Source organism: Microbacterium saccharophilum (assembly GCF_007992455.1).
GTDB lineage: Bacteria > Actinomycetota > Actinomycetes > Actinomycetales > Microbacteriaceae > Microbacterium > Microbacterium saccharophilum.
Genome location: NZ_BKAH01000008.1, coordinates 52,213 through 69,772, shown reverse-complemented (window position 1 = coordinate 69,772; position 17,560 = coordinate 52,213). Strand labels below are relative to the sequence as shown.

Below are 17,560 nucleotides of genomic sequence, written 5' to 3'. Positions count from 1 at the left end.
GGAACGGACGAGGAGCACCATGGCACACGAGGAAGACGCACTCGAGCACGAGAGGGCTTCATGGAAGCCCTCCCCCGGGCTCGCTGTAGCGGTTCCCGACCCTGTGCAGAACCCCGGACTGCCCCCGCACCGGGCGCGGATGACGGACAAGGACCCCGCGGCGATGACCCGCGCGGTTCGCACGGTCTACACCCTGTTCTATCTCTCCCTCGCGGGCAGCATCTGGGCGACCGCCGCCTACATGCTGTTCCCCATCGAGAGCGGTCGCATCGTCGACATCCGCAACAACAACCTCTTCATCGGCCTCGGCATCGGCCTGGCCCTGCTGGCACTCGGACTCGGCGCGATCCACTGGTCGAAGGCCGTCATGTCCGACAAGGAGTTCATCGAGCCCCGGCACGCGACGCGTGGGCGCGACGCGACGCGCGAGGGCGCCGTGCAGGCGTTCCGTGACGCGAACGAGGAGTCCGGCTTCGGCCGGCGTACCGCCATCCGGGGTTCCCTCATCGCCGCCGTCGCCGCGTCGATCCTCCCCGGCATCACCCTCTTCCGCGGCCTCGCGCCGCACAGCGACAAGTCGACCGAGGAGGGAGCCCTCGCCGGTGACCCGGTCGCGCTGCTCAAGCAGACGATGTGGAAGGAGGGCGAGCGCCTCGCGCACGACCCGAGCGGCGAGCCCATCCGTGCCGCGGACGTCACGCTCGGCTCCGCCGTGCACGTCATCCCGGAATCGCTCGCCGAGCTCGGTCACAGCGAGGGCTACCTCGAGGAGAAGGCCAAGGCCATCGTTCTCCTCATGCGTCTCCTCCCGGAGGACCTGCCGGCCGAGCACAACAACCTCGACTGGGCCTACGACGGCATCGTCGCCTACTCCAAGGTGTGCACGCACGTCGGCTGCCCCGTCGCCCTCTACGAGCAGCAGACTCACCACCTGCTGTGCCCCTGCCACCAGTCGCAGTTCGACGTGTCGCGCAGCGCCGCCGTCATCTTCGGCCCGGCCGCTCGGCCGCTGCCGCAGCTGCCGATCACCGTCGACGCCGAGGGCTACCTCGTGGCGAAGAGCGACTTCACCGAACCTGTCGGCCCGAGCTTCTGGGAGCGCCATTGAGCACCGCGACTGTCACTGAGACAGGAACTGACAAGACCCAGAACGAGAAGCCGCTCGGCGGCCGCTTCGTCGCGGGTGCGGCGAACTACATCGACGAGCGCACGAGCATCTCGGGCTTCGTCAAGGAGCTCGGCCGCAAGATCTTCCCCGACCACTGGTCGTTCATGCTGGGTGAGATCGCCATGTGGGCGTTCGTCGTCGTGCTGCTCTCGGGTACGTTCCTGACGTTCTTCTTCCAGGCCTCCATGACCGAGACGCACTACAACGGCGCGTACATCCCGCTCCGCGGTGTCGAGATGTCCGCGGCGCTCGAATCGACCCTGCGGATCTCCTTCGACATCCGCGGTGGACTGCTGGTCCGGCAGATCCACCACTGGGCCGCGCTCGTCTTCGTCGCCGGCATCGGCGTGCACATGCTGCGCATCTTCTTCACGGGCGCGTTCCGCAAGCCGCGCGAGCTGAACTGGGTCATCGGCTTCATCATGTTCATCCTCGCGATGGCCGAAGGCTTCACGGGATACTCCCTCCCCGACGACCTGCTCTCCGGCAATGGCCTGCGCATCATCGACGGCATGGTCAAGGGCATCCCCCTGATCGGAACCTGGACCTCGTTCCTGCTCTTCGGCGGCGAGTTCCCCGGCTCGCTCATCGTCGGCCGCCTCTACACGCTGCACATCCTCCTGCTGCCGGCGATCCTCGTCGCGCTGCTGGTCGTGCACCTCATGCTGATGATCATCAACAAGCACACGCAGTTCGCCGGCCCCGGCCGCACGAACAGCAACGTCGTGGGCTACCCGATGATGCCCATCTACATGACGAAGATGGGCGGGTTCCTCTTCATCACGTTCGGCGTCATCGTGCTGATCGCCTCGCTGTTCACGATCAACCCGATCTGGAACTACGGTCCGTACGACCCGTCCCCCGTATCGGCCGGCACCCAGCCCGACTGGTACATCGGCTTCGCCGACGGCGGCCTGCGTCTCGCCCCGTCGAACTGGGACATCGTGTTCCTCGACCGCACCTGGTCGTTCGGCATCCTGGTGCCGCTCGCGGTCATCGGCCTGTTCATCGTGGCCGTCCTGATCTACCCCTTCCTGGAGGCGTGGATCACGGGCGACAAGCGCGAGCACCACATCGCCCAGCGCCCGCGCAACGCGGCGACCCGCACCGCCATCGGTGCCGCCGGCGTCACGTTCTACGCGGTCCTGTGGGCGGCGGCGTCCTCGGACATCATCGCCACGCACTTCCACCTCACGATGGAAGGCGTCATCCACACGCTGCAGGCGCTCCTGATCGTCGGCCCCGTCATCGCCTACTTCGTCACGAAGCGCATGTGCCTCGCGCTGCAGAAGAAGGATCGCGAGATCGCCCTGCACGGCTACGAGTCCGGTCGCATCGTCCGCCTCCCCGGCGGCGAGTACATCGAGGTGCACCAGCCCGTCGACGAGTACGAGCGCGTCAAGCTCGTCGAGAACGAGACGATGGCTCCCCTCGTGGTGCGCCCCAACGACAAGGGACGCATCCCCTGGCACGAGAACCTGCGGGCGAGCCTGTCGCGATGGTTCTTCGAGGACCGCCTCACCCCGCTGTCGCAGGGCGAGATCGAGGCGGCGCTGGCCCACCAGCACCACTCGCTCGACCACATCGCCGACGAAGAGGCGCTCGAGCTGCAGGGTGCGCACGAGCGTGCCGGAGTCCCCGACGCGCCGCTGCACCCGATCGACGACGGCCACAACACCGAGACGGCGAACCGTCCGTCGAACATCATCGTCTCGGACGACCCGACCACGAAGAAGCCCACGAAGGGCGACTGACCGCATCGGCAGGAAAGCGGCGAGGACTGACCGTCACGGTCGTCCTCGCCGCTTTCGCGTTCGCCTAGCGTGAGAGCCATGACCGATGCGCTCGCCTACTTCTCCGCCAAGCTCCAGCTCGAGACGGATGCCTCCGACGTGTACGCCGCCCAGAAGGCCGGCGAGCGGTTCGCCCTGGTGGACGTGCGCGGTCAGGATGCCTGGGATCAGGGCCGCATCCGCGGCGCGATCCACATGCCCTACCGCGAGATCGCCGAGCGTGCGCCGGCCGAGATCGACCCCGGTCTCGAGGTCGTCGTGTACTGCTGGAGTCCGGGGTGCAACGCCGGCACGAAGGGCGCCCTCGAGTTCGCGAAGCTCGGCTACCGCGTCCGCGAGATGATCGGCGGCTTCGAGTACTGGGCGCGCGAGGGACAGCCCATCGAGAACGCGGACGGCCCGCTCCCCCGCACGTTCGACCCGCTCGTGATGGTCGTCCGGGAGCGCGTGGGCCCGGTCACCTGAACCGCGGCCCGCACCGTGGCCTGAACCGCCGCCTGGACGGCGCTCAGGCGGTCGCGAGGCCCTCTTCGACGACCTCGCCGAATCGGGCTGCCGCGGCGCCCGCCAGGCGCGGCACCGCCGCGAGATCCGGGGCGCCGTCCACGATGTCGCACACGACCGCCGTGACGTTGTCGCGGGAGGCCGCGTCGAGCGCGAGCGCCACGATGAGCGCGGCCGCCTCGGAGGGGTCGGGGGTGGTCGCGAGGATCGCCGCGACGTCCGGCTCGGGCACGTAGTCCGTGACCCCGTCGCTGCAGAGCAGCCAGCGGTCCCCGAGGAGCGCGTCGCGCGTCTCCACCCGGATGACGTCCCGCTCGTCGCCGCTCAGCGACGCCGTGATGATGTTGCGGCGCGGGTGCGACCAGGCGTCCTCGGCACGCACGAGCCCCTGGTCGATGAGCGCCTGCACGAAGGAGTCGTCGCGCGTCTGGCGCGTGAGCGCGCCGCCCCGGAGGAGGTAGGCGCGGGAGTCACCCGTGTGGGCGAGAAGCAGGGCGCCGCCGGCCGCGAGCCACAGGCCCGTGCAGGTCGTCGCCATGCCCGCGAGCGCGGGGTCGCGGCGTACGTGCGCGCCGAGGTCCCAGTTCGCGGCGCGGATGCGGCCGGCGAGTTCGGTGGCGTCCGCGCAGCGGGGGCTCCCGGCCGCCAGGCGGTGCACGAGCGCCGCGGAGGCCAGGTCGCCCGCCGGTCCCCCGCCGACGCCGTCCGCGACGGCGGCCGCCCAGGGCGCGGCGAACGCCGCGTCCTGGTTGACCTCGCGGTACGAGCCGACGTCCGAGGAGACACCGGCCCGCAGGCGGTAGAGCGACGGACTCAGCGTGCGAAGTACCCGCGGTAGTACTCGAACACCCAGCCGACGATCGCGACCGTGAAGATCGCGATGCTGATCGGCATCAGCCACGTTCCGACCGAGAGACCGATCATGCCGAACGCGGCGGAGGAGGCGAGCACGATGGGCCACCACGACCAGGGGCTGAACTCGCCCATCTCCGGGTCGCCGTCGTCGATGTCCGCCGTCAGGACGTCCTCGGGCAGCTCGCCGCCCTGCGCGCGGTGCACGCGGTTGACGTAGAACCCGATGAGGATCGACATGAAGGCGGTGAACAGCAGGGCGACGGTGCCGACCCACTCGATGGCGTTGGGCCACGGCAGGTCGGGGTGCGCGAGGATGTTCCACCCCGTGTAGACGACCGCGACGAGGAGGAAGAACCCGGTCAGCAGCCACCAGAGGTTGACGTTGGTCTTCACTTACTTGACCTCTCCCTCGGCGGTGTCGACGACCGGTGCATCCGGGGCGTCCTTGGCGGGACCCACGCCGACCGGGATGCCGGCCTCGGGGTGGTTCAGGTCGAACGCGGGACGCTCGCTGCGGATCCGCGGGATCGACGTGAAGTTGTGGCGCGGCGGCGGGCAGGAGGTCGCCCATTCGAGCGATCCGCCGTAGCCCCACGGGTCGTTCACGGTGACCCGCGGCGCCTTGCGGGCGGTCAGCCACACGTTGAACAGGAACGGGATCATCGAGGCGCCGAGCAGCATGGCGCCCACAGTGGAGACCTGGTTGCCCCACGTCCACCCGTCAGCCTCGGAGTAGTCCGCGTAGCGGCGGACCATGCCGTCCACGCCCAGCCAGTGCTGGATGAGGAAGGTCATGTGGAAGCCGATGAACAGCATCCAGAAGTGCACGTAGCCGAGACGCTCGTTGAGCATCCGACCGGTCCACTTGGGCCACCAGAAGTAGAAGCCGGCGAACATCGCGAACACGACCGTGCCGAAGACGACGTAGTGGAAGTGCGCGACGACGAAGTACGAGTCGGACAGGTGGAAGTCCAGCGGCGGCGAAGCGAGGATGACGCCGGTGAGACCACCGAAGACGAAGGACACGAGGAAGCCGAGCGCGAAGACCATGGGCGTCTCGAACGTCACGGAGCCTCGCCACAGCGTGCCGATCCAGTTGAAGATCTTCGCACCCGTCGGCACCGCGATGAGCATCGTCATGAGCGCGAAGAACGGCAGCAGCACGGCGCCGGTGACGTACATGTGGTGCGCCCACACCGACACCGACAGGGCGGCGATCGCGATGGTCGCGTAGATGAGGGTCTTGTAGCCGAAGATCGGCTTCCGGCTGAACACCGGGAAGATCTCCGACACGATGCCGAAGAACGGCAGCGCGATGATGTACACCTCGGGGTGCCCGAAGAACCAGAACAGGTGCTGCCACAGCAGGACACCGCCGTTGGCGGGGTCGTAGATGTGCGCACCGAGCACGCGGTCGGCGGCGGCGGCGAGGATCGCGGCGGCCAGCACCGGGAACGCCATGAGGATGAGGATGCTCGTGATGAGCGTGTTCCAGGAGAAGATCGGCAGGCGCCACATCGTCATGCCGGGCGCGCGCATCGTGATGATCGTCGTGATGAAGTTCACGGCGCCGAGGATCGTGCCGAAACCGCTCATGCCGAGACCCAGCATCCAGAGGTTTCCACCCGCGCCTGGTGAGAACGTCGCATTCGCGAGCGGCTGATACGCGAACCAGCCGAACGAGGCCGCACCCTGCGGGGTGAGGAAGCCGGCGACCGCGATGAGCGAGCCGAACAGGAACAGCCAGAAGGCGAAGGCGTTCAGGCGCGGGAACGCGACGTCGGGGGCGCCGATCTGCAGCGGCAGGATGGCGTTCGCGAAGCCCGCGAACAGCGGCGTCGCGAACATCAGCAGCATGATCGTGCCGTGCATCGTGAAGAGCTGGTTGTACTGCTCCTTCGTCGGGACGATCTGCATGCCCGGCTCGAAGAGCTCCGCCCGGATGATGAGCGCCATCACGCCGCCGAGGAGGAAGAACAGCACCGACGCGATGAGGTACATGTACCCGATCGTCTTGTGGTCGGTGGAGGTGATCCACTTGACGATCAGGTTGCCCTTCTGGTCAACGCGGGACGCGCTGAGCAGTGCGGCCTGCCGCGGGGGCAGGGTCGTCGGGCGGCTCTGGGTGTCGGCTTGCAGCGGAACCGTGGTAGCCATCAGTTCTCTCCCTCGGATGCGCCGGTGCCGGGCAGGTTCTGCAGCCGGTCGTAGGCGTCGTTGATGTCACCGGTCTGGCCGGCGTCGCGCAGCGACTCCAGGTAGTCCTGGTATTCGGCGTCGGAGACGACGTTGACGTTGAACAGCATCATCGAGTGGTACTGGCCGCACAGCTCGGCGCACTTGCCCGCGTACTCACCCTCGCGCGTGGGCGTGAAGGACCAGTAGTTGTCCCGCCCGATGTACATGTCCTTCTTGTAGAGGAAGTCGATGATCCAGAAGGAGTGGATGACGTCGCGCGACTGGAGCTTGATCTTGACTTCCTTGTCGACCGGAAGGACCAGGGTCGGCAGATCGGTCGTGACGTTGCCCTGCGCGTCGGTCTGCGCCTGGACACCCATCGTCCAGACCGCGTCGTCGGCCTCTTCGCAGTCGCTCTCCGTGTACTGGAAGTCCCAGGCCCACTGCTTGCCGATCGCCGTGATGCAGACATCCGGGTCGTCGTACTGGGTCTCGAGGACCGCCTGGTCGCGCGCGGTGAAGGCGAAGAAGCCGAGCACGAGGATGAGCGGGACGACCGTGTAGAAGATCTCGATCGGCATGTTGTACCGCATCTGCACGGGAAGGCCCGACTGGCCCTTCCGGCGGCGATAGGCGATGGCCGCGAACCCCATGAGCGCCCACGTGATCACGCCGACGGCGAGCAGCACGATCCACGAGTTCACCCACAGCCCCGACACCATGGCCGTGTGGTTGGTGGCCTGAGAGCCGTCCTCCTGGAAGCCGGGGAGGTAGCCGTTCAGCTCGGACGGGGTGCAGCCTGCAAGCGCGATGGCGGAGGCAACCCCCATCGGGATGACGGCCCAGCGGAGTCGGCGTTTGGCGCGCACGGTTCACCTTTCGGGGTCATGAAGGTCGATCGATGCCAGTCTAGGGCAACCTCTCACCCGATCCAGGCCAACCGTCCAGGATGTCGGGGGTCGCCCGACGCGGTTTTTCCGGCGCGATCAGTGGAAGCTGTCGCCGCAGGCGCAGCTGCCCGCCGCGTTGGGGTTGTCGATCGTGAAACCCTGCTCCGAGATCGTGTCCTTGAAGTCGATCGACGCGCCGTCGAGGTACGGGACGGACATGTCGTCGACGATGACCTCGACGCCGTCGAAGTCGACCGTGGCGTCGCCGTCGAGGTACCGCTCATCGAAGTAGAGCTGGTAGATCAGGCCCGAGCATCCACCCGGCTGCACGGCGACGCGCAGTCGCAGGTCGTCGCGGTTCTCCTGCTCGAGCAGGCTCTTCACCTTCGCGGCGGCGGCGGCGGTGAGGCCGACACCGTGTGCCGGCGTGGTCTCGACGGGGGTCGTGGCGATGTCGGTCATGGCGCTCCCAGGTTTCGGGCCGTTGTCAGACGGCTGGATGCCATGATTCTACGCCGCCCGCACGCGCCCGGGCCCGCGCTGGGCGACGGCGCGCGTCAGAGCGTCGACGCGTCGAGGCTCTCCAGCAGCAGGGCCTCGGACACGAGCGCACGGCGGAACGTGTCCAGGTGCAGCGACTCGTTCGGGCTGTGCGCCCGGGCGTGCGGGTCTTCGACACCCGTCACGAGGATCTGCGCGGCGGGGAACTCGCGGACGAGGTCGGCGATGAACGGGATGGAGCCGCCAACCCCGATGTCGACGGGATCGACGCCGTAGCCCTCCGCCAGCGCGTCCCGCGCCTGCGCGACGGCGGCGCCGCTCGTGTCGACGAGGAAGGCGTCGCCGAGGTCGACGTCGGTGAACTCCAGCGCGGCCCCGAACGGCGCATGTGCCCGCAGATGGGCCTCCAGGGCGGCGTAGGCGTCCTTCGCGCTCTGTCCCGGCGCGATCCGCGCGCTGATGACGACGGAGATCTCGGGGCTGAGGGTGTTCGAGGCGTTGCGGACCGAAGGGGCGTCGATGCCGGTCACCGTGATGGACGGCTTGTTCCAGATGCGGCTCAGGATGGTGCCGCGCCCGACAGGACTCACGCCCTCGGGCAGGCCCGCCTCGCTGCGCAGCGTCTCCTCGGTGTAGTCGGGGGTCTCCGCGTCGCGCTCGGTGAGCCCCTCCACCGCGACGGCGCCGTCGTCGTCCCACAGGGTCGCCAGGAGCTTGACGGTCGCCATCATGGCGTCCGGGACCGCTCCCCCGAACATTCCGGAGTGGGAGGCGTGGTCCAGCGTCCGCACGGTCAGCGTGAATCGCGCGTTGCCGCGCAGCGAGACGGTGAGGGCCGGAGTGACGGCATCCCAGTTGCCGGAATCGGCCACGACGATCACATCGGCGCGGAGCGCCTCGGCATTGTCGCGGAGGAACTGCGCGAAGGACGCGGAGCCGGCCTCCTCCTCCCCCTCGATGAAGAGGTTCACGCCGAGGTCGAAGTCGGCGCCGAGGGCCTCGACGAGGGCGCGGAGGGCGCCGACGTGCGCCATCACGCCCGCCTTGTCGTCGGCCGAGCCGCGCCCGTAGAGGCGGCCGTCGCGGACGGTCGGCTCGAACGGCGGCGTCTCCCACAGCGCCTCGTCGCCGACGGGCTGCACGTCGTGGTGGGCGTACAGGAGGATCGTGGGCTTGCCGCCCCGCGCGGCGCGCGTGGCGAGGACCGCCGGCATGCCGGGGTTCCCGGTCGCGGGGATCGTCGCCGTCTTGATCTGGACGGCGTCGAAGATGCCGAGTCCGTCGAGCAGCCCCTTCACGGCCTCCGCGCTGCGCTGCACCTCGGCCCGGTCGAACCCGGGGAACGCGATCGACGGGATGCGCACGAGCGTGCCCAGATCTGCGAGGGCGGCGGGCACGGCGGAGAGCGCGGCGTCGCGGACGGCGTCACGGCGGGACAGGTCGGAAGTCATGCGGGTAATCTTAGAGGGCACGTTTCCCGCGAACCGAGGACCCCACCCGTGGCCAAGACACCTTCCGTCCCCGCATCCGACGCCGAGTCGGACGCGACCTCCGGCCCCGGCAAGAACCGGCCCACGCCGACGCGCGCCGAGCGTGAGGCAGCCCGCAAGCGCCCGCTCGTCGCCGACACGAAGGAAGCCAAGGCACGCGCCAAGGCGGAGCTCGCGGCCAAGCGCGAGAAGGCGCGGATCGGCATGGCGAACGGTGACGAGAAGTATCTGCCGCTGCGCGACCGCGGCCCGCAGCGCCGCTTCGCCCGTGACTTCGTCGACTCCGGCTGGCACCTCGGCGAGCTGCTCATGCCGCTCATGGTCGTCGTGATCCTGCTGAGCCTCGTGCCCAACGCAGCCGTCACCTACTACGCGTTCGTGGCCCTCTGGGTGTTCATCCTCTTCGCCGTCGGCGACATGATCATCACCAGCATCCGCGTGAAGAAGCTCGCGAAGGCGAAGTTCGGCGCGGACCGCGTGGAGAAGGGCCTCGGCTGGTACTCGGCGATGCGCAGCGTGCAGATGCGCTTCATGCGGCTGCCGAAGCCGCAGGTCAAGCGCGGTCAGCACCCCGCCTGAGGCCCGCGCCGGTCCGGCGTCAGCGCTTCGCGAGCTCGCGGTTGATCTGCCGCGCCCAGAACGGGCCGCGGTAGATGAACCCGGTGTAGCCCTGCACGATCGTGGCGCCCGCGGCGAGACGCTCGCGGACGTCGTCGGCGGTCTCGACTCCGCCGGCCGCGATGATGCAGAACTCCGCCGGCACGGCGGCCCGGACGATCCGGAGCACCTCGAGGGCGCGGGCGCGCAGCGGCGCGCCGGACAGCCCGCCCGCGCCGGCGGCATCCACCGTCTCGGCCGGCGTGGTCAGTCCGGCACGGGAGATCGTCGTGTTCGTCGCAACGAGGCCGGCCAGTCCCAGGTCGACGGCGAGGCGCGCGATCGCGTCCACCTCGTCGTCGGCGAGGTCGGGCGCGATCTTCACCAGGAGCGGCGTCGTGCCCGCGGCATCCCGCACGGCGGTCAGCAGAGGCCGGAGGGTCTCCACGGCCTGCAGTCCACGGAGACCGGGGGTGTTGGGCGAGGAGACGTTGACGACGAGGTAGTCCGCGACGGCCGCGACCTCCCGCGTGCTCGCGACGTAGTCCTCGGTCGCCGCCGCGACGTCGACGACGCGGCTCTTGCCGATGTTCGCGCCGAGGACGAGAGTGCCCGCGCGGCGACGCGCCGTCCGCAGGCGTGCTGCGGCGGCCGCCGCCCCCGCGTTGTTGAAGCCCATCCGGTTGACCAGTGCCCGGTCGGCGACGAACCGGAACAGCCGCGGACGGGGGTTGCCGTCCTGCGGGATGGCCGTGACGGTGCCGACCTCGACGTGCCCGAAGCCGAGCGCGTAGATCCCGGCCGTGGCGGTCGCGTCCTTGTCGAATCCGGCCGCGATCCCGAACGGCGAGTCGAAGACGAGGCCGAGCGCCTCGGTGCGCAGCCGCGTGTCGGGGCGGGTCATGGCGCGCACGAGCGGCCGGAGCGGCCAGACCCCCAGGGCGCGGATCACGAGCATCGCGGCGTGGTGCGCCGTCTCGGGGTCCATGCGGGTGAACACGTGGCGGAAGACGAAGGGATACATCGCGTCCAGCCTACGGTCACGGGGCGTGCCGTCCTGCCCGCGTCCCGGGTTTATGAATCGCCGTCGACGGCGCGCGCGACGTGATCGGCGCGCAGCTGCGAGATCGAGGCCTCGAAATCCTCCAGCGAGTCGAACGCCTGGTAGACGCTCGCGAAGCGCAGGTAGGCGACCTCGTCGAGGTCGCGGAGGGGGCCGAGGATCGCGAGGCCGATCTCGTTCGTGTCGATCTGCGACGAGCCGGTCTGCCGCACGGCCTCTTCGACCGCCTGCGCGAGGACCGCGAGGTCCGCCTCCGTCACGGGGCGACCCTGACAGGCCTTGCGGACCCCGGACATGACCTTCTCCCGGCTGAACGGCTCGATGACGCCGGAGCGCTTGATGACGTTCAGGCTCGCGGTCTCGATCGTCGAGAATCGTCCGCCGCACTCCGGGCACTGCCGACGGCGACGGATGCTGAGGCCGTCGTCGCTGGTCCGGGAGTCGATGACGCGCGAATCGGAGTGACGGCAGAAGGGGCAGTGCATGGCGGCTCCAGCCTACGCGTCGAACCGTGCGGTGACGGCCTCGCCGTGCGCGGGCAGCACCTCGGCGGTGGCGAGCGCGACGATGTCCTCGCGCACCGCCGCCAGCGCCGCACGATCGTACGCGATCACCTGCTGCGGGCGGAGGAACGTGGATGCCGACAGTCCGGCGGCGTAGCGGGCCTGCCCGCCGGTGGGCAGCACGTGGTTGCTCCCGGCGAGGTAGTCGCCGAGGCTCACCGGCGAGTGGTCGCCGACGAAGATCGCGCCCGCGTTGACGAAGTCGGCGACGCGCGGCTCGGCGAGGTGGAGCTCGAGGTGCTCGGGCGCGTAGGCGTTGCTGAATGCCGTGGCGACGGCGAGATCGTCGACGAGGACGATCGCGGACTGCGGGCCGCTGAGCGCCTGCGCGATCCGGGCGGCGTGCAGGGTGGCCGGCGCGCGCACCGCGACATCGGCCTGGACCGCCTCGGCCAGCCGCGCGGAAGTCGTGACGAGGACGGCGGCGGCCTGCTCGTCATGCTCCGCCTGGCTGATGAGGTCGGCGGAGACGAGCGCGGGATCGGCCGAGTCGTCGGCGACGATGAGGATCTCGGTGGCGCCGGCTTCGGAGTCGGTGCCGACCATGCCGGCCACGACGCGCTTGGCGAGGGCGACGAAGTTGTTGCCCGGCCCGGAGATGACGTCGACCGGCGCCAGGCCCAGCGACGGCACACCGTAGGCGTAGGCGCCGATCGCGCCCGCGCCGCCCATCGCGTAGACCTCGGCGATGCCGAGGAGACGCGCGGCGGCGAGGATGACGGGGTGCACGCGTCCCCCGTGCTCGCGCTGCGGCGGCGAGGCGAGCGCCACCTGCGTCACCCCGGCGACCTGCGCGGGGACGACGTTCATGACGACGCTCGACGGGTAGACCGCCTTGCCGCCGGGGACGTAGACGCCGACCCGGCGGACGGGCACCCAGTGCTGCTCGACGCGCGCGCCGGGGCCGAGGTCGGTGACGACCGGCGGCGGCACCTGGGCGGCCGACGCGAGCCGCACGCGACGGATCGCCTCCTCGAGGGCACGGCGGACGTCGGGATCGAGCCCCGCGAGCGCCTCGTCCAGGTGCGCGTCCGGGACGCGGATGTCGTGGCCGGCGACCCCGTCGAACTGCTCCGCCTGCTCGCGCAGCGATTCCTCGCCCCGCGCCGCGACGTCATGCACGATGCGGGCGGCGGTCGTGAGGGCCTCGTCACGCGCGGCGGTGGCGCGCGGCACGGCGGCCAGCAGCTCGGCCGGAGTGAGGGCGCGGCCGCGCAGATCGATCGTGCGGAGCATCACTCCAGACTACCGGTGCGCGACCGGGACGCTCAGCCGCGCGTCACGCCCGACGTGTCGTGCAGGTAGCCGACGCGACCGTCCTCGTGGCGGACCACGAAGGTGTCGCCGCGGTCCTCGATGACGAGCGCCCAGGCGGTGGGGCCCACCGTGAACAGCGGCATCCCGAGCTCGTCGACGACGTCGCGCTCGACCGGGGAGAGCGCCCAGAACGCCTGGTGCGCGGCGGGCTGCGCGTCGTCGGGCTGCGGCTCCTGGAAGAGCACCGCGGTGGGGTCCGCCGGCTCGTTCGCGTCCGGCCATGATGCGTCCGCGGGCTGATCGACGGGAGCGTCCTGCGCCGGCGCGACGAACGCGGGCACAGCCGCATCCTCAGATCCTCGCGGTTCGGGCCGCTCCGGGCGTGCGGGCCGGGCGGGGCGCGGGACCACGGAGCGCGTCGGACGGGCGACGCGGTGCGCGACGATCTCGGTGCGGCCGCGGAAGTCGTCGCCGAGGGTCGGGAGGATCGGGGCGAACACCGTCAGGACGACGCCCGCGAGCATGAGGAAGAACTCCACCCACACGACCCAGGTCGCGACGAAGACGCGCGAGCCGGCCAGCGAGACGAACGCGCTCCACAGGATGCTGAGCCAGACGACCGCGGAGACCGAGAACGCGACGGAGGCGAACTGATCGATTCCCAGCGAGCCGACGCGGCGGATGCCGTCCGGCGAGAGGCGGCGCAGTGCGAGGAGGAAGACGGCGACCGAGGGCACGCCGATCGTGAGGACCCAGTCGATGCCGGCGCCCCACACGGTCACCCCCGACCCGATGGGACCGTAGATCGGGAAGAAGGAGACGATGAAGGCGAGCAGCCACACGCCGCCGAGCGCGACCTCGCGGAGGGAGAAGGGCCCGACGCCGTAGGGGCCGGTGGGGTGGTCGTCAGCGGGGCTGTCGGCCGCGGGCGCGACCGTCCCGGCATCCGACGCGGTGTCGTCCGCGGAGCGCCCTCCGAAGGACGGGGTCGCCGCCGTCTCGTGGATGCTGTCGGGGGTGGGCTTCTCGTCGTTCACGATGATCCTTCCGGGGCCGTTCAACGGGCGTCTGCGATCCTACCCGCCTCACCCCAGGCACTGCGGCCCGAGAAGGCCCTTCAGCTCGCCGTACAGGTCGACGCTCACCGAGACCGGCAGGGGCACCTCGAACACCTTCGCCGTGCCGCCCTTGTGCAGCTTGAGCGCGACCTCGGTGGAGCCCCGGTGGCGTCCGAGCACCTCGGCGAGCTGCTCGATCATCGTCTCCGTGGCGCGATGCTCCGGCATGAGCAGGACGAGCGGACCGGACGCGTCGACGGCGCCGAGGTCGGGGACGAACGCCGTCTGCCCATGGAGGTTCAGCCCGTCGTCGCGGCGCGACACCCGTCCCCGGACGACGAGGATGGCATCCGATACCAGCAGCGACTGGAACTCGGCGTACGTCTTGCCCATGAACATGACGGTGACCTCGCCGTCGAAGTCCTCGATCGTGATCATGCCGTACGGGTTGCCGCTCTGCTTCGCGACCCGATGCTGCACGCTCGTGACGAGCCCGGCGACGGTGACCTGATCGCCGTCCTGCACGTCGTCGGAGGCCAGCAGATCGTGGATCGAGGTGCTGGCGTGCTTGGCGAGGGGGATCTCGAGACCCGCGAGCGGATGATCGGAGACGTATAGGCCGAGCATCTCCCGCTCGAAGGCGAGCTTGTCCTTCTTGGTCCACTCCGGGCGGTCCGGCACTTTGGCCGGCATGATCTCCTCGGCCTCGTCGTAGAGGCTGTCGAAGTCGAACCCGATGGCGCCGGTGGCGGCCTTGCGCTTCGTGTCCACGGCCGCCTCGGTGGCGTCCTCGTGGATCTCCATGAGCGCGCGGCGGGTGGACCCCAGCGAATCGAAGGCTCCCGCCTTGATGAGCGACTCGACGGTGCGCTTGTTCGCGACGTGGATCGGCACCTTCGTGAGGAAGTCGTGGAAGCTCACGAACGAATCGTCCTGGCGCGCCTGCACGATCCCGTCGACGACGTTCGCGCCGACGTTGCGGATCGCGCCGAGCCCGAAGCGGATGTCCTCGCCGACGGCCGCGAAGTACCGGATCGACTCCCCCACGTCGGGCGGGAGGACGCGGATGCCCATGCGCCGGCACTCGTTGAGGTACACGGCGAGCTTGTCCTTCGCGTCGCCGACGCTCGTGAGGAGCGCGGCCATGTACTCCGCGGGGTAGTGCGCCTTCAGGTACGCGGTCCAGTACGACACGAGACCGTACGCGGCGGAGTGCGCCTTGTTGAACGCGTAGTCGGAGAAGGGCAGGAGGATCTCCCACAGCTTCTCCACCGCGCCGTCGGAGTACCCGTTGGCGCGCATGCCGGCCTGGAAGCCCTCGAACTGCTTGTCCAGCTCGGACTTCTTCTTCTTGCCCATCGCGCGGCGCAGGATGTCGGCCTGGCCGAGGCTGAACCCGGCCACCTTCTGCGCGATGGCCATCACCTGCTCCTGGTAGATGATGAGGCCGTAGCTGGTGCTCAGGATCTCGCTGAGCGACTCCTCGAACTCGGGGTGGATCGGGGTGATCTCCTGCTGGCCGTTCTTGCGCATCGCGTAGTTGATGTGCGAGTTCGCACCCATCGGGCCCGGACGGTACAGGGCGATGACGGCGGAGATGTCCTCGAAGTTGTCCGGCTTCAGCAGGCGCAGGAGCGAGCGCATGGGCCCGCCGTCGAGCTGGAAGACGCCGAGCGTGTCGCCGCGGGCCAGCAGGTCGTACGCCGCCTGGTCGTCGAGGGTCAGATCCTCCAGGACCAGCTTCTCGCCGCGGTTGGCAGCGATGTTGTCCAGCGCGTCGTCGATGATCGTGAGGTTCCGCAGCCCCAGGAAGTCCATCTTGATGAGACCGAGGGACTCGCACGACGGGTAGTCGAACTGCGTGACGATCTGGCCGTCCTGCTCCCGCTTCATGATCGGGATGATGTCGATCAGCGGCTCCGAGGACATGATGACGCCGGCCGCGTGCACGCCCCACTGGCGCTTCAGGTTCTCCAGGCCCACCGCGGTGTCGAAGACGGTCTTCGCCTCCGGGTCGGTCTCGATGACAGCGCGGAACTCGCTGGCCTCCTTGTAGCGCGGGTGCTTCGGGTCGAACATGCCCTCCAGCGGCATGTCCTTGCCCATGACGGCCGGGGGCATCGCCTTCGTGAGCTTCTCGCCCATGCTGAACGGGAAGCCGAGCACGCGGCCGGCATCCTTCAGCGCCTGCTTGGCCTTGATGGTGCCGTAGGTCACGATCTGTGCGACACGCTCGTCGCCGTACTTCTCGGTGACGTACTGGATGACCTCGCCGCGGCGGCGGTCGTCGAAGTCGACGTCGAAGTCGGGCATCGAGACGCGGTCGGGGTTGAGGAAGCGCTCGAAGATGAGGCCGTGGCGCAGCGGGTCGAGATCGGTGATCCGCATGGCGTACGCGGCCATGGAGCCGGCGCCGGAACCGCGGCCAGGACCGACGCGGATGCCGTGATCCTTCGCCCAGTTGATGAAGTCGGCGACGACGAGGAAGTACCCCGGGAAGCCCATCTGGACGATGACGCCGGTCTCGTACTCCGCCTGCCGGCGCACCTCGTCAGGGATGCCGTGCGGGTAGCGGTACCGCAGCCCCTTCTCGACCTCCTTGACGAACCAGCTCTCCTCGGTCTCGCCGTCGGGGACGGGGTAGCGCGGCATGTAGTTGGCCGACGTGTTGAACTCGACGTCGCAGCGCTCCGCGATGAGGAGCGTGTTGTCGCATGCGATCTCGTGGTCGCGGAAGATCTGGCGCATCTCGGCCGGTGTCTTGACGTAGTAGCCGTCCCCGTCGAACTTGAACCGGTTGGGGTCGTCGAGCGTCGAACCGGACTGCACGCACAGGAGGGCGGCGTGGCTCGTCGAGTCGTGCTGGTGCGTGTAATGCAGGTCGTTGGTCGCGACGAGCGGGATCGAGAGGTCCTTCGCGATGCGGTGCAGGTCGGTCATGACCCGGCGCTCGATGGACAGCCCGTGGTCCATGATCTCGGCGAAGTAGTTCTCCTTGCCGAAGATGTCCTGGAACTCCGCCGCCGCGGCACGCGCGGCGTCGTACTGGCCGAGGCGCAGGCGGGTCTGGACCTCGCCGGAGGGGCAGCCGGTCGTCGCGATGAGTCCCTTGGAGTACTGCTGCAGCAGCTCGCGGTCCATGCGGGGCTTGAAATAGTACCCCTCGATCGACGCCTTGCTGGAGAGCCGGAAGAGGTTGTGCATCCCCTCCGTCGTCTCCGACAGGAGCGTCATGTGGGTGTAGGCGCCTGACCCCGACACGTCGTCGCTGTTCTGGTCCGGGCTCCCCCATCGCACGCGCGACTTGTCGCTGCGGTGCGTGCCGGGGGTGACGTAGGCCTCGATGCCGATGATCGGCTTGATGCCGGCATCCTTCGCCGTCTTGTAGAACTCGAACGCCGCGAAGGTGTTGCCGTGGTCGGTCACGGCGATGGCGGGCATGCCCTGCCGGGCCGCCTCCTGCACCATCGGACCGATGCGCGCAGCCCCGTCGAGCATCGAGTACTCGCTGTGCACGTGCAGGTGTACGAAGGAGTCGGATGCCACCCGTCGAGTCTACGAAGACTCCCGACATCCCCGGTCCGGGCAGGCCGTGCCGGCGGCAGGTCGCTTCACCCTTGAGTTGAAGGTCAAGCCTCTAGCC

Annotated in this window: 15 protein-coding genes; 4 read left to right on the top strand and 11 right to left on the bottom strand. The window is 69.4% G+C overall.

Features of this window, described 5'->3' with window-relative positions; translation table 11 throughout:
• Positions 1 to 19 precede the first annotated feature (19 nt).
• The 3 genes from qcrA to MSA03_RS09600 all read left to right on the top strand — a co-directional run bounded on the left by qcrA (position 20) and on the right by MSA03_RS09600 (position 3,426).
• The gene (gene qcrA, locus MSA03_RS09610; RefSeq protein ID WP_147050752.1) at positions 20 to 1,108 is read left to right on the top strand and encodes a cytochrome bc1 complex Rieske iron-sulfur subunit; all 1,089 of its coding nucleotides are present in this window, start codon (positions 20 to 22) and stop codon (positions 1,106 to 1,108) included.
• Complete coding sequence (gene qcrB, locus MSA03_RS09605; RefSeq protein ID WP_028495861.1) at positions 1,105 to 2,922, top strand: cytochrome bc1 complex cytochrome b subunit; 1,818 nt, start codon at positions 1,105 to 1,107, stop codon at positions 2,920 to 2,922. Before qcrA ends, qcrB begins: the two co-directional genes overlap by 4 nt.
• 78 nt (positions 2,923 to 3,000) lie before the next feature.
• On the top strand, positions 3,001 to 3,426 hold the full coding sequence (locus MSA03_RS09600; RefSeq protein ID WP_147050750.1) for a rhodanese-like domain-containing protein: 426 nt from the start codon (positions 3,001 to 3,003) through the stop codon (positions 3,424 to 3,426).
• Between the two features lie 43 nt (positions 3,427 to 3,469).
• On the opposite strand, the gene MSA03_RS09595 is transcribed toward MSA03_RS09600, so the two are convergent.
• From MSA03_RS09595 to MSA03_RS09570, 6 genes are all read right to left on the bottom strand, one after another.
• Positions 3,470 to 4,366, bottom strand: coding sequence for a PP2C family protein-serine/threonine phosphatase (locus MSA03_RS09595; RefSeq protein WP_244946388.1), 897 nt, complete (start codon positions 4,364 to 4,366; stop codon positions 3,470 to 3,472).
• Entirely contained in the window at positions 4,279 to 4,713 is a 435-nt protein-coding gene (locus tag MSA03_RS09590) for a cytochrome c oxidase subunit 4 (RefSeq protein WP_028495864.1), read from the bottom strand. Before MSA03_RS09590 ends, MSA03_RS09595 begins: the two co-directional genes overlap by 88 nt.
• Positions 4,714 to 6,477 carry an aa3-type cytochrome oxidase subunit I gene (ctaD, locus tag MSA03_RS09585; protein ID WP_147050748.1) on the bottom strand — a complete coding sequence of 588 codons (1,764 nt, stop codon included), beginning with the start codon at positions 6,475 to 6,477 and terminating at the stop codon, positions 4,714 to 4,716. It abuts the gene before it with no gap.
• The gene (ctaC, locus tag MSA03_RS09580; protein WP_028495866.1) at positions 6,477 to 7,367 is read right to left on the bottom strand and encodes an aa3-type cytochrome oxidase subunit II; all 891 of its coding nucleotides are present in this window, start codon (positions 7,365 to 7,367) and stop codon (positions 6,477 to 6,479) included. The genes ctaD and ctaC overlap by 1 nt, the downstream gene beginning before the upstream one ends.
• A 117-nt stretch (positions 7,368 to 7,484) precedes the next feature.
• A complete protein-coding gene (gene erpA, locus MSA03_RS09575; RefSeq protein WP_028495867.1) occupies positions 7,485 to 7,850 on the bottom strand; it encodes an iron-sulfur cluster insertion protein ErpA in 366 nt (121 codons plus the stop codon).
• A gap of 95 nt (positions 7,851 to 7,945) precedes the next feature.
• Complete coding sequence (locus MSA03_RS09570) at positions 7,946 to 9,340, bottom strand: dipeptidase (RefSeq protein WP_147050747.1); 1,395 nt, start codon at positions 9,338 to 9,340, stop codon at positions 7,946 to 7,948.
• A gap of 48 nt (positions 9,341 to 9,388) precedes the next feature.
• Between MSA03_RS09570 and MSA03_RS09565 the strand changes: the two genes are divergently transcribed.
• Positions 9,389 to 9,958 carry a DUF3043 domain-containing protein gene (locus MSA03_RS09565; RefSeq protein WP_147050745.1) on the top strand — a complete coding sequence of 190 codons (570 nt, stop codon included), beginning with the start codon at positions 9,389 to 9,391 and terminating at the stop codon, positions 9,956 to 9,958.
• A gap of 19 nt (positions 9,959 to 9,977) precedes the next feature.
• Here the strand turns inward: MSA03_RS09565 and MSA03_RS09560 are convergent, their stop codons facing one another.
• Genes MSA03_RS09560 through dnaE form a run of 5 tightly spaced genes read right to left on the bottom strand, consistent with a single transcriptional unit; the run spans position 9,978 to position 17,415 of the window.
• On the bottom strand, positions 9,978 to 11,000 hold the full coding sequence (locus MSA03_RS09560; protein ID WP_147050743.1) for a quinone-dependent dihydroorotate dehydrogenase: 1,023 nt from the start codon (positions 10,998 to 11,000) through the stop codon (positions 9,978 to 9,980).
• Between the two features lie 50 nt (positions 11,001 to 11,050).
• Positions 11,051 to 11,524 (bottom strand): transcriptional regulator NrdR, encoded by a 474-nt coding sequence (gene nrdR / locus MSA03_RS09555; protein ID WP_147050741.1) that lies wholly within the window; start codon positions 11,522 to 11,524, stop codon positions 11,051 to 11,053.
• Between the two features lie 12 nt (positions 11,525 to 11,536).
• Positions 11,537 to 12,838: a histidinol dehydrogenase gene (hisD, locus tag MSA03_RS09550; protein WP_147050739.1), complete on the bottom strand. Its 1,302-nt coding sequence runs from the start codon at positions 12,836 to 12,838 to the stop codon at positions 11,537 to 11,539.
• 32 nt (positions 12,839 to 12,870) lie between these two features.
• On the bottom strand, positions 12,871 to 13,896 hold the full coding sequence (locus tag MSA03_RS09545) for a hypothetical protein (RefSeq protein ID WP_147050737.1): 1,026 nt from the start codon (positions 13,894 to 13,896) through the stop codon (positions 12,871 to 12,873).
• Positions 13,897 to 13,944: 48 nt separating this feature from the next.
• Positions 13,945 to 17,415, bottom strand: a complete 3,471-nt coding sequence (gene dnaE / locus MSA03_RS09540; RefSeq protein WP_244946393.1) for a DNA polymerase III subunit alpha — start codon at positions 17,413 to 17,415, stop codon at positions 13,945 to 13,947.
• Between the last annotated feature and the right edge of the window lie 145 nt (positions 17,416 to 17,560).

Bases quoted from the DNA above. Each gene is read 5' to 3' on its own strand.
- dnaE (WP_244946393.1), bottom strand. From the start codon at position 17,415: ATGCTCGACGGGGCTGCGCGCATCGGTCCGATGGTGCAGGAGGCGGCC.
- nrdR (WP_147050741.1), bottom strand. From the start codon at position 11,524: ATGCACTGCCCCTTCTGCCGTCACTCCGATTCGCGCGTCATCGACTCC.
- MSA03_RS09570 (WP_147050747.1), bottom strand. From the start codon at position 9,340: ATGACTTCCGACCTGTCCCGCCGTGACGCCGTCCGCGACGCCGCGCTC.
- erpA (WP_028495867.1), bottom strand. From the start codon at position 7,850: ATGACCGACATCGCCACGACCCCCGTCGAGACCACGCCGGCACACGGT.
- MSA03_RS09560 (WP_147050743.1), bottom strand. From the start codon at position 11,000: ATGTATCCCTTCGTCTTCCGCCACGTGTTCACCCGCATGGACCCCGAG.
- qcrA (WP_147050752.1), top strand. From the start codon at position 20: ATGGCACACGAGGAAGACGCACTCGAGCACGAGAGGGCTTCATGGAAG.
- MSA03_RS09600 (WP_147050750.1), top strand. From the start codon at position 3,001: ATGACCGATGCGCTCGCCTACTTCTCCGCCAAGCTCCAGCTCGAGACG.
- ctaD (WP_147050748.1), bottom strand. From the start codon at position 6,477: ATGGCTACCACGGTTCCGCTGCAAGCCGACACCCAGAGCCGCCCGACG.
- hisD (WP_147050739.1), bottom strand. From the start codon at position 12,838: ATGCTCCGCACGATCGATCTGCGCGGCCGCGCCCTCACTCCGGCCGAG.